This window comes from Type-E symbiont of Plautia stali, from assembly GCF_059731115.1.
Genome location: NZ_AP035906.1, coordinates 1996902 through 2009157, shown reverse-complemented (window position 1 = coordinate 2009157; position 12256 = coordinate 1996902). Strand labels below are relative to the sequence as shown.

The 12256-nt window shown below is 54.3% G+C and carries 10 protein-coding genes; 6 read left to right on the top strand and 4 right to left on the bottom strand.

All coding sequences use genetic code 11. The features are described 5' to 3' along the window. Window positions 1-28 precede the first annotated feature (28 nt). The 3 genes from AC6I8L_RS09235 (at window position 29) to AC6I8L_RS09225 (ending at window position 3907) form a co-directional block, all read left to right on the top strand. Window positions 29-1168 (top strand): metallo-dependent hydrolase, encoded by a 1140-nt coding sequence (locus AC6I8L_RS09235; RefSeq protein ID WP_058959951.1) that lies wholly within the window; start codon window positions 29-31, stop codon window positions 1166-1168. Between the two features lie 10 nt (window positions 1169-1178). Continuing rightward, complete coding sequence (locus AC6I8L_RS09230) at window positions 1179-2414, top strand: MFS transporter (RefSeq protein WP_058959952.1); 1236 nt, start codon at window positions 1179-1181, stop codon at window positions 2412-2414. Between the two features lie 173 nt (window positions 2415-2587). Next, complete coding sequence (locus tag AC6I8L_RS09225; RefSeq protein WP_058959953.1) at window positions 2588-3907, top strand: MFS transporter; 1320 nt, start codon at window positions 2588-2590, stop codon at window positions 3905-3907. A gap of 2 nt (window positions 3908-3909) precedes the next feature. Here the strand turns inward: AC6I8L_RS09225 and AC6I8L_RS09220 are convergent, their stop codons facing one another. Continuing rightward, window positions 3910-4542, bottom strand: a complete 633-nt coding sequence (locus AC6I8L_RS09220) for a DapH/DapD/GlmU-related protein (protein ID WP_058959954.1) — start codon at window positions 4540-4542, stop codon at window positions 3910-3912. 132 nt (window positions 4543-4674) lie between these two features. Here AC6I8L_RS09220 and AC6I8L_RS09215 point away from each other — a divergent pair, with 132 nt between their 5' ends. Further along, the gene (locus AC6I8L_RS09215) at window positions 4675-5577 is read left to right on the top strand and encodes a ParB/Srx family N-terminal domain-containing protein (RefSeq protein ID WP_058959955.1); all 903 of its coding nucleotides are present in this window, start codon (window positions 4675-4677) and stop codon (window positions 5575-5577) included. A 63-nt stretch (window positions 5578-5640) separates the two neighbouring features. Here AC6I8L_RS09215 and AC6I8L_RS09210 read toward each other — a convergent pair whose 3' ends face one another. Beyond that, window positions 5641-6735: an oxidoreductase gene (locus AC6I8L_RS09210; RefSeq protein WP_058959956.1), complete on the bottom strand. Its 1095-nt coding sequence runs from the start codon at window positions 6733-6735 to the stop codon at window positions 5641-5643. 105 nt (window positions 6736-6840) lie between these two features. On the opposite strand from AC6I8L_RS09210, the gene AC6I8L_RS09205 reads away from it, so the two are divergent. Continuing rightward, a complete protein-coding gene (locus tag AC6I8L_RS09205) occupies window positions 6841-7749 on the top strand; it encodes a LysR family transcriptional regulator (RefSeq protein ID WP_034827224.1) in 909 nt (302 codons plus the stop codon). 43 nt (window positions 7750-7792) lie between these two features. Next, entirely contained in the window at window positions 7793-8338 is a 546-nt protein-coding gene (locus AC6I8L_RS09200) for an NUDIX domain-containing protein (RefSeq protein ID WP_082678106.1), read from the top strand. Window positions 8339-8428: 90 nt separating this feature from the next. Here the strand turns inward: AC6I8L_RS09200 and AC6I8L_RS09195 are convergent, their stop codons facing one another. Both AC6I8L_RS09195 and AC6I8L_RS09190 read right to left on the bottom strand, forming a co-directional pair. Beyond that, window positions 8429-10822 carry a glycoside hydrolase family 31 protein gene (locus AC6I8L_RS09195; protein WP_058959957.1) on the bottom strand — a complete coding sequence of 798 codons (2394 nt, stop codon included), beginning with the start codon at window positions 10820-10822 and terminating at the stop codon, window positions 8429-8431. A 15-nt stretch (window positions 10823-10837) separates the two neighbouring features. Beyond that, window positions 10838-12139, bottom strand: coding sequence for an MFS transporter (locus tag AC6I8L_RS09190; protein WP_034827231.1), 1302 nt, complete (start codon window positions 12137-12139; stop codon window positions 10838-10840). Window positions 12140-12256: the final 117 nt, after the last annotated feature.

Sequence of the window (12256 nt, the reverse complement as noted above, 5' to 3'; positions counted from 1 at the left end):
ATAACCCCCGATAAGAGGTTGCCCTGCGATGTCTGAAAGTCACATCCTAATCAAAAATGCTGAAGTTATTGATCCCGCCAGGAATATCCAGGAGCGCCAGGATATTCATATCCTCGATGATTTGATTGCCTCTCCCGATACCCCCGTTAGCGCCCGTACCGAGATCGTTGATGCTAAGGATTGCTACCTGTTTCCAGGACTGATTGATTATCATGCGCATGTCTTTTATGGCGGAACGCACAGTAGCGTCCCGCCCGATCTCGCCTCATTACCTTTCGGCGTGACCACCATTGTTGATGCCGGCTCCGCAGGCTCTGCGAATGTTGAAAGTTTTTTACGTGACCAGATTCCCCGCAGCCTGGTGCGTATCAAAGCGTTTGTGACGGCTTATCCCGGCGGACAACTTTGGCAAGAGGAAAACCATAACCCGGACTATTTTGATTTCCCCCGTCTGCAGCAACTGTTCCGCCGTTATCCCGAAACGCTGCTGGGGCTGAAGCTGAAACAGGAGCGTGCAGTCGTGGGCGAGCTGGGTTCCCAGCCCTTTCTTCGCGCGGTAGAGATGGCCACGCAGCTCGACTGCCGTGTGGCTGTTCACATGACCGATCCGGTGCATACCACCGAACAACTGCTGGAAATATTCCGCAGCGGAGACGTCTTCGCGCATTGCTTCCACGGCAAGGGTGACACCCTGCTCGACGACAATGGCCGGGTCAAAGCTGCGGCTCGACAAGCTCGCGCAAGAGGCGTGATCTTTGATTGCGCACACGGACGCAATAATTTCTCTCAACGCGTCGCACAGCTGGCCGTCGCCGATGACTTCTTACCCGACATCATTAGCAGCGACCTCTCCGCTCTGACGCTCAATCGCCCGCCGGTGTTTGGCCTCCCCTGGGTGATGTCTAAATTCCTTGCCATGGGCATGTCACTGTTTGATGTGGTGGAGCGCTGTACTGCACGCCCGGCTGCATTGCTGGGCATGTCTCAACAAATAGGCACTCTGCAGCCTGGCAGTTGTGCCGATGTGGCACTGTTCCGACTCGAAAAACGCGATGTCACCTTCACCGATGTCCATCAGCATACCCTGACGGGTAGCCAGTTGCTGGTGCCTCAACTCACTCTGAAATCCGGCATGCCACTGTGGCGCGCCAATTTTGGCCTTCACTGAGGTATTCCCTATGCGATCTCCCTGGCTTCGTATCGGCGGTACGCTGATGTTTGGTATGTTTATCTCCTACATCGACCGCACTAACCTTTCCGTCACATTAAAAGAGGTGGCGAGTGATCTTGGCTTCAGTGGCGCAGATTTTGCCACCACCTCAAGCCTGGTATTAACCGCCTTCCTGATTGGCTATATTGTGGCCAACATTTCGGGTGGCATTTTCACCACCCGCTACGATCCAAAAACCATCGCTATCGGCATGATGGCGCTGTGGTCTGTCGCGACACTGGCTACCGGCTTTGCCAGTACCGTCATGCTGTTAGTTGCCTGCCGATTTGTTCTGGGTGTGGCGGAAGGCATCTATTGGCCACAACAATCCCGTTTTGTACGCTTATGGTTTACTCCTTCGGAACTGACGCGCGCTAACAGCCTGATTCACTATTACGGGCAGTTTCTGGCGCTGGGCCTTGGCTTTATCATTTTAACGCCACTGCATGACCTGATGGGTTGGCGCAATCTGTTCTTCCTGTGTGGGGGCATTGGTTTACTGATCATGGTGCCATTGTATGCACGCGTATTATTAAACACGCGCGATGCACCGGTTCAACAGGAAAAGGTCGCCCCACGTCAGTCGCGCCTCACACGTGCAGATTTCGGCGGACTGTCATTTGTATTGCTGATCGTTACCTATCTCACACAGGGCATGTTGTTCTGGGGGATTACGTTATGGATTCCAATGGCGGTAAGTTCTCTGGGCTTCAGTGGCTGGAGTGCAGCCATCGCGAGTTCGCTGCCTTATCTTCTCGCCGTGGTGCTGGCCATACCGATGTCCTGGCTCAGCGATAAAACCGGCAAACGTATTCTTATCGCTTCGCTTGGGTTGCTAATCCCCGGCGCCATGTTACTGGTGCTGCCACTGGTACAGAGCGGCGTGATAAAAATGACGCTGATAACGCTCGCTATGGGTTATTACGCCAGCAGTTTCACGCCAAACATCTGGTCGATTATCCAGTCCAGCGTGCGTCCTCACGCGGTAGGCGCGGCAGCCGGGATCGTTAATGGCCTGGGTGCGGGAGGTGGTGGCACACTGGCGGGCTTTATGGTTGCGATTTTGTATGCCCGAACCGGAAGCTATACCTCAGGATTCGCCCTGCTCGGTGCACTGGTGATTGTTGGCGGCCTTTCATTGTTGGCATTTGGCTGGTGGCGTAATCGCCACCCGATGGCTCAGGTACAATCCGCCGCACTATAAAAGAACGCTTATGTGATCATGCTGGTGCAGACAGACATACAATGGGCGTCCTGATGGTCGCCCTTGCTACAGAAAGGCCTTACCTTGTATATCCGCGCTAATTGTTAGCAGCCTTACCATTCTGGCATCAGCTTTGCTTAATGAATCCTGTGTTCTACTTCAGGAGTCGCGCTATGCAAGCATCCTCTACTCGCTACACTATTTTTTCACTGCTGTTTCTCATCGCGCTGATCAACTACGTTGATCGCGGCGCACTCTCGTTTGCTGCTAACGCTATCTCTCAGGAATTTCACTTCACCAAAGTTCAACTGGGTGCGGTATTGGGCTATTTCGGTTTTGGCTACCTGTTCGGCTCGCTGTGTGGCGGTTTTCTCGCTGATAGATTGGGCACCAAAAAAGTGTGGTTGATGGCGGGGATTCTTTGGTCCTTGCTGGAAATTGGCACTGCATGGGCCGGTGAAGTCGGCATGGCGCTGTTTGGTGGTTCAGCCATTATGGGATTTGCTGCATTGCGTATCCTGTTTGGTTTTTCCGAAGGCCCGGCCTATGCGTTGATGAACAAAACCATTGCCCACTGGGCCCCGGATAATGAACGCGGTTTTGCGCTGAGCATCGGCTTGCTCAGTACTCAGGTGGGTTCACTGCTGACCGCACCCATTGCCGTGGGCTTGCTGCTGTTAACCGACGACTGGCGCATGATGTTTATCCTGCTCGGTGCCTTCTCACTGCTGGCGATGTTGCTGTTTGCACGCAACTTTACCGACACACCGCTGCTGCACCCACGCGCCAATGCGGCCGAACGTCAGCTGATCATCAATGGACAAAAGCCTGAAAGCCAACATGAGGGCGCACTGCCGTGGTGGCGTTTCTTTACCAGTCGCACGCTGGTGTGCAACGCACTTGGCTACTTCAGCTTCCTCTATATCACCTTCACGCTGGTCACCTGGTTGCCCAAATATCTGCAGGATAACTTCCACTACGATCTACATTCGTTATGGTACGTGGCGATGATTCCGTGGAGCGGTGCCTGTTTCACCGTGTTGCTCGGCGGACGTATAGCTGATCGTCTGCTGGCACGCTTTAACAACCTTCGCCTGGCAAGGAACGTCTTCGCAGCCGTCACGCTGTGCGCGACCGCCTGCTGTTTTATGGCGATTCCGTGGGTGAGTTCAGCGGCAGGGATCATCGCTCTGATGACGCTAGGTAACGCGCTCAATGCGCTGGTGAATAACGTGTATTGGTCGGTGGTGATTGATGTGACGCCAAAAGCTTCGGTAGGTGCTTACAGTGGCATGACGCTGGCGATAGCCAACCTTGCCTCCATCATCTCCCCGATGCTGTGCGGTTGGCTGGCGGAATATTACGGTTATAACGCCATGTTCACCGTTACCGCCTGCATTGCGTTTGGCAGCATGCTGGCGATGACGCTATTACAACCTGAGAAACGCCTGCAGGCTGATGCACCCACAGTGGCAGCACAGCAGGCGATGTAATTTTACACCGCGTGCCGCTGGCAGAAGGCAGCAATGTCTGGCGATTGAAAATCCGCCAGATGCGTCATCAGCTTCTCCAGCGGCCAGTTCCACCACGCAATCGCCTGCAACTGCGCCGCGATTTCTGGCGTGAAGCGGACACGAATGGGTTTCGCAGGGACACCGCCCACAATGGTGTAAGGGGCCACATCTTTGGTCACAACCGCGCCAGCCGCCAATACCGCGCCGTCACCAACGGTCACGCCCGGCAGCACAATGACGCCATGACCAATCCACACATCATTACCGATGATCACGCGGTCCTCTCGACGGTTGGCAAAGAACCCGGCATCACGCTGCGCCTGCGTATCATAATATTCCGGGCAGTAGGTAAAACGATGTTGGGAAGCACGATCCATCGGATGATTTGGCGCACCAATACGCACCTGATTGGCTATCGCGGTAAAGCGACCAATCTGCGCATCAGCGACACAACAGTGCTCGCCGAGGTAAGAAAAATCGCCCAACTCGCTATATTCAAGATAACTTTCGGCGAGGATCTCACATTGCTGACCAATGTGGGTTTCGCGCATACGCACGCTAGGATCGATGACGGTGTGTTGCAGTTTAGCCGGTTGGACAGCGGCAAGGGCCATAGCAAGCTCCAATGTGGTCAGAGGTCTGGATACCGGGTTGTAATAGGTCAAGCGCGAAGCACAACACTAAAGCGGCAAGATGACAGAAATGCTATCGTAGCGGCTTCGTTTGAGGCCATTTAAGGAAAGGGAATGAGAACACCGTGGTCACTGTTAGCTCTATTGTGGTCTTCTGGCCAGGCGTCAGCGGCACTGCCCGCTGATATCAAAGCAGGTGATATCGTGCAGGTGCAGTTATCACAATTGCATCCCACGCAAGCCGCGATTGGTTATCGCCAGTTGGATTACAAACTGCACCGTTACCAGGCCGATCCCAAAAAGCTGTTCGATGATTTTTGTGAAAGCATGGGGCAGAAAGGCGTAGACAAGTTCAACAGCAAATCACGCATCTCCGATCCTGACAGCTTCACCTGTAAAGCCCCGGTGGGTGCGCAGCCAGGACCGATGAAAACTGCCGTCATCGCCCCGGATAATGCGCTCTATCTCACTGATGGGCATCACACCTTCAGTAATTTCGCTGATGTTGGTGGTTTGAAAACGCGCGTACAGGTGCGCATCACCAATGATTTCCGCAGTCTGAAAACGATGAATGCGTTCTGGCAGCAAATGGAAGCCGCCCATCTGGTCTGGCTGGATACGCCTAAAGGCAAAATCACCCCGCATGACCTGCCGAAAGAGTTGGGCCGTAAACACATGCAGGATGATGAATATCGTTCGCTGGTCTATTTCGTGCGCGATATCGGCTTTGAGAAAGAGGACAATCCGCCGCCGTTCCTTGAATTCTATTGGGGTAAATGGCTTGAGACTGAACTGCCACTGAAATCATTCGACCTGCATGACCGCAAAGGCTATGGCGCTGCAGTTACCGCCATTGCTGAAAAAATCACCGAAGTGCCCAAAGACACGGTCATTGCCCAGAGCGATGCCGGGCCGCTCACCGCTGAAAAGCTGGGGGCGATGAAAAAGGTCAACGAGAAGAAACTCGATAAAATAATTTCTGCGGATGGAAAATTGGGTTGGGCATTTAAAGAATAATAGTCAGTACGGGGACATGTCGTGCCCCCGTACTGATCTCCATCTTCCGATGCGATTAACCCCTTACGCCAGCTCGCAATCCTTAACATCCGCGGAAGGGGCTAAGAGATTTTTATCAAACTCACGCAAGGGTGCTGCATCACGGATACGCATCGGCCAGTCGGGGTTGGCCAGCGCGCTTTTACCCAACGCGACATAATCAGCGCCCTGCTCCAGCGCCTGAGACGCGCTGCCGCTGTCTGACAGCGAACCATTCGCCACAATAGTCAGGCTTGGTGCCGCCTCTCGCGCTATCTGTACCAGCGAAAGCGCATTGTCCGCAAAAGCGGGCTGAAGTGCGTTGTATTCGGTGAGATGCAGGTAATCAATGCCTGACTCAGCCAATAAGCGAAACACCTGTTTTGCCCCCGCTTCCCCTTCCTGCCACTTATGATGGAAATCATTCACTTTGCCTTGTGAAATACGCACACCTAAAGTGACATCGTGGCCTATACGCTGGCGTACCGCGCGGATCACCGCCAGGGTCAGTGAAAGGCGGGCAGCGATATCACCGCCCCAACGATCACCACGCTGATTGGTGTAATCCGTAAAGAATTGATCGAGCAGGTAGCCATTGGCACCGTGAATTTCAATGCCATCAAATCCCGCTACGCCAATGGCGCGCGCAGCGGTCTCGGCAAAACTGTCAATCGCCTGCTGAATCTGATCTTCGCTCATTTCTCCTGGCAACGCATAGTCGCCATGACCATGATAAAAGCCCAGCTGTTCTCCACGCGGTTGCACGACGGAGGGAGCCAGGGTATCGCGTCGGTAAATATTGCCCTGGGAAATCGCGCCGGCATGCATCAGCTGCGCAATGATCTTGCCACCATGCTGATGCACACCATCAGTAATGGCACGCCAGCCTGCGACCTGGCGGCTATTAACCAGCCCCGCTTGAAACGCATACGTCTGCGACCAGGCTTCGTCGATATACAGCCCTTCGGTGATGATGGTGCCAAAACCCCCCCGCGCGAAACGTTCGTAATAGTGCTTCATGCGGTCGCCCGGTACGCCATCTACCGTGGCGGAGATGCGCGTCATGGGTGCCACCATGATGCGGTTTTTCAGCGCGAGTCGATTTAATGTCCCGCTCTGAAATAAGTGTTTATCGGCCATTTGCTACATCGTGTTCCCTGATTATCGTCAGAGCGCATTGTAGTGTGTCGCTTTAGCGGCAAAAATGACCGAAGATGATACGTCTGTATAACGGAAATCGTTACAATGAACTCCAAAGATATTGAGGTTTTCCTGATGGTGTCGCAAACGCGCAGCCTGACGCAGGCGGCACGGCGGCTGAATACTACGCCGATGACGGTGTCGCGTCGGCTGGCCTCGCTGGAGGACGATCTCGGCGTGCGGCTGATGCACCGCACGACTCGCGCCATCGCGCTGACTGTGGAGGGCGAAGAGTTTCTGCCCTATGCGAAATCGCTGGCGGAAACCGAACAGAGTGCACGCAATCTGTTTTCACCACACCAGCAAGGTGCGACTGGTCAGTTGCGAATTACGGCGCCTTCTGGCTTTGGTCGTCGCACCATCATTCCGCTGTTGCCAGCCTTGATGGAGGCCAACCCGGAACTGCGCATAGAATTTCAGCTGAGCGATGACGTCACCGACCTGGTAGGGTTGGGCTACGATGTCGCTATCCGCATTGCGCCGCTGCGTGACTCCCGTTTAGTGGCTCACCGTCTCGCTAACAACCCGCGTATGCTGTGTGCTTCACCCGATTATCTCCAACGCTTCGGCACGCCTCAGACATTAAACGACTTACATCATCACAACTGCCTGCGACTCTCAGGCGTGGTGCAGTGGAGCTTCATCATTGATGGGCATATTTCGAGCTTAAGCGTGGAAGGCCGTTTCAGTGGCAGTAACGTGGAAGGGGTGCGTACTCTGTGCGTGGCGGGAAGCGGCATTGCTCAGTTATCTGAGTGGGACATCCGTGAAGAGCTTGCTTCGGGCGAGCTCATCGCCATTGAATTACAGGATGCTCAACCGCAGATGCTCGGTGTCTGGGCACTGTTCCCGACGACTCGTCAGTTGCCAGCACGGGTGACGGTATTTCTTCATGCGTTAAAACAAGCGATGGAAAAAACAGATAAGTTACCTGTCACGGCACCCCGTTTATAGGCTTAAATTGTTGACTCACTGATTCACTTCATGGAGGCCCCTTTTGAAACCAGAAATTCAAACCCTCACATCGACAGAGATCTATCGTAACCGCTGGATGACGTTAAAAGAGGACAAAATTCAGCGTGCCGATGGCAGCGAAGGCCTCTATTCGGTGATCGAAAAAAACGATTTTGTCGTCATCCTTCCGGTGGAGCAGGACAGCATTTTTGTGGTGGAACAGTATCGTTATCCGATAAGTGAACGCACCATTGAGTTGCCGCAAGGCAGCTGGGAGCTGGACCCTGGCGCGACACCGGAAGCACTGGCGGCGGGCGAACTGCAGGAAGAGACGGGATTGATTGCCGATCGTTGGCAGTACGTGGGCTATCAAAAACTGGCGCAGGGATACTCCGCGCAGGGTTATTACATCTATCTTGCCAGCGAATTACGCTATGAAGGGCAGAATCTGGATGCCGAGGAAGTCGGACTCACTGCACGCAAAATGAAAATCAGCGAGTTTCTGCAGCTCGTGCTGGAAGGTAAAGTGACCGATGCCACTTCAGTGACCGCGTTTTTACTGGCGCGGGCCAAAGGGTTGCTTGATTAAGCCGGGTAACGCACAGAGCCACATTGATGTCAGGTCGCTGTGCGTTTGAAGAGTGCGCATTGCTGCGCACTCCTCCCTGAACAATGACGCTTAGTGACTCGCTATCTCCGCCAGCACTGCTTGCGCATCTGCCGCAGCAACCGCGACACCATCAATGTAAAGCTGGCGCGTTTCTCCGGCTGGCAAAGCAATTTGCAGCGTTTTCCATGCTGGCTGATAATCGCCTTTGCGTGTGAAGCTCAGGTGGATTGCCTCGGCATCGCTGCGCATCTCCCAGCTTAACCACAGCGCATTACCCTGCTGATAACCCCAGGACTCACCGTCATCTTCAAATACCAGGCCTTTGCTCTCGCCTTTACCCTGTAATGGATAAAGTTGCAGCGTGCGACGGTCATCTGCTTGTGCATCAACATGACGCAGACGCTGGCTCAGTGGCAAGGCCGCACCGGCGCGAACCAGCATCGGCTGGGTTTCCAGCGGTGCTGGCAGCGTGATCCATTGACCGCCGCTGTACCACTGTTGCGTTGCGAAGTCATACCAGCCAGTTTGGTTATCTGGCAGCCACAAACTGCGTTCACGCTGTCCTGCTTCCACCACGCTGGCCACCAGCAAATCGCGGCCCAGCATAAACTCATCGCACTCGGCGAAAGTCTGTTTATCCTGCTCATGGTCGAGGAAGGTTGGACGCAGCATCGGCTCATCATCAGCATGCGCTTGCCACAGTAAGGTATACAGATACGGCAACAGGCGATAACGCAGTTCGATTGCAGCACGAATCGCAGGCGTGACCGACGGATACATCCACGGCTCATTCACCGTGTGATCGTCATTCCACGAGTGAATGGTGAAACGCGGGTGCATTACGCCGTTTTGTACCCAGCGTACAAACAGTTCAGCGTCCGGCTTATCACCTGAAAAACCGCCGACATCGTGCCCGACGTTATACAGACCCGACAAGCTCATCCCCAGGCCCATACGGATGTTGTAACGCAGTGACGTCCAGTTAGTACGGTTATCGCCGCTCCATGTCTGCACGTAGCGTTGCATACCGGCACAGCCAGAACGCGAGATCAGGAAAGGACGCTTCTCTGGCGCGAAACGCTGCTGCGCTTCCATCGACGCACGCATCATCAACAACGGCATCACCGGGCGAATATGCTTGATGGCGATGGGCGTACCAAAGCCATGGCAACGCGCTTCGCCGTCCCACACTTCATATTCGTTGTTGTCATTCCAGGTCGAATCGATGCCCTTCGCCAGCAGCTGTTGGGTGACGTTCTCCTGCCACCACGCCACCGCCTGAGGATGGGTGAAATCGAGGTGTGAACCCTCGTCGTCCCAGAACACTGAACGCTCTGGCGCATCTTCTTCTGAATCGCGAATAAACAAGCCCTGCGCCGCGACTTCTTCGTAGCGCGGATGGTCCTGCAACAGGCAAGGTTTGATGTTGGCAGCCAGACGCAAACCGGCATCGTGGAACGCCTGGCTCATCACTTCCGGCTGTGGCACTTTGTCGTAGTTCCAGTTGAACACATAGCGCTTGTTATTGATCGAGGTATAACCCGATGACAATTGGAAAGAGTCGCACGGAATATCATGCTGTTCGCACAGGCGAATGAAGTTCATCAGCTGATTTTGTGCATCCGGTGCATCGGTGTAGTGCATGGTTGAGCCGCTGTAACCGAGGCTCCATTTTGGGCCAAACAGCGTTTTACCGGTCAGGCGCACAAAGGCCTTGGTGACATCCAACACTTTGTTGCCAACAAACAGGTAATAATCAATATCCCCGCTTTCCGCCTGCCAGCGGCGATAAGGCTGATGGTAGTTATCCAGCTCGTTACCGAGATCAAACCAGCTGCTGCTGAGGTTATCGTAGTAAAGACCGAAACTCACATCGCTGCGGCGCGTAATGGTAAACGGCACGTGTTTGTACAGCGGATCGGTTGACGAGGCGTTGTAGCCCATCGCATCGAGGTTACGCATCTCATAACGTTTGCCATTGCGTTGAAGGTCACCGGTTTTCTCGCCCAGACCGTAATAGGCATCGTCATTCATACGGCGCTGGTAGTGCGCCACACCATCACCGTGCGCGTTAATCAGGTAGGCACTGGTTGGGCGGTCGCAGGTCAGCAGTTGCCAGGCGCCAGCGCTATCACGATGTTGCCACTCCAGCGCCAGTGGCTGATGGACAATCACGCGCAGCACATCGGTGGAAACCACCAGCGTGTCGCCCTCTTCTTCCAGCGTGAACCCTGGCAGGGTAAAGCCCGCCAGGCTGTCACGTGGACGCCCTTCCCACTGCACATCGCTGTCTGGCGCTATGCTCCAGGTGCGGTCCAGTGCATAGCCGCTCTGACGTTTAATCGAAACACGGAACATGCCTGATTCCAGCACGAATAGGTTCAGCTGGTACTTCCCATCGACGGTTAACGCAACATGGTGTTGATCAGAATGCGTGAGTGACCAATTCTTTAAGGTTTTCATTGTTACCTACTTTAATCAGGCGCGCTGGGCGCGACGTTCAGCAATAAATGCAATCAGGAAGACCGCGCCAATCAGGTCGAAGAAGCCCATGGCGACAAATAACGGGTTAAAGCCAATCTTGTCGGCGGTGACACCAATTACCAGTGAGAACAGGAAGCTGGATATCCACGCGAAGGAACCGCGCATGCCATTGACGGTGGCCATCTGGCCTTTATCAAACTTCTCCACCACCAGCGCGCTGAGCATGCAGGAGATGATCTGGTGACCAAAACCGCCAATCGAGATCAGTGCAATCGCGACGTAGGGATCTTTGGTCATTGCCACCAATGCGAGGGAGAGCATCAGGAAAGCGCCGGTGACCGAACTGGCAACCACGGAGTTGACCAGTCTGAAACCAAACAGGCGGGTATAGAGGCGCGTCAGATAGCCACTGGCGACGCTACCGAGATCCGCCGCGAGGAATGGCATCCAGGCGAACATGGCGATCTGTTTGAGATCCATGCCGAGATCTTTCGCCAGGTAGAGCGGCACCCAAAAACTCAGCACGCCCCACGCCGGTTCGGCCATAAAAGCGGGAATGGCGATACCGTAAAAACGTTTATTCTTTGAGACACTTTTCAGGGCTTTAAAGAACGGTAATTTGACGGCAGGCGGTTCATTATCCTGACGAATAAATTCCAGTTCCGATGCAGACAGATTGGGATGAATTTCCGGATCGCGATACAGCAACCACCAGAGCACCACCCACGCCAGTGCCAGGCAACCCGTAAACAGGAAAGCGCCCTGCCAGCCGAAAGAAGCGTGCGCGAAGTAGATGATGGGCGGCGCCAGCATAGCGCCAATTGAGAAGCCCACGCCGGCCCAACCCGCTGCAACCGGACGCTCTTTTTTCGGGAACCATTCCCCTATCACTTTGGCGTTGGCTGGCGTGGCTGCGGCTTCCGCTCCGCCCATGACAAAACGCAGAATGGCAAGATGTACCCAGCTCGCCGCGCCGGCATGGAACAGACAGGCGACCGCCCAGACCGAGGCACAAATCAGGAAGCCGACTTTCAGGCCGATGACATCAATCAGCCAGCCGCAAATTGGTTGAAAGAAGGTGTACGCCAGCTGAAACGCACCGACGATCCATGAATATTGTTCAGTGGTGATGCCCAGGCTGGTTTTCAGCTCAGGTGCCAGAATGCCTAATGAGTTACGCGTGATGTAGTTGACGGTAACGCCCGCTAAGAACAACACCAATACCCACCAGCGCAAATTGCGGAAGGTGCGTTTGCTGCCAGCAGCAGCGATCCCTGGATTCAAACTGCGGTTCATCTGGTTCTCCATTCTTTATTAACATCATGAGCTTACAAATCCTGTGGTGAATGCGCGGGCAAGCGATAAACCGGAAATATCGCTGGCTGCCGCCCAGGAATTGCTGCTTGTTGTTGA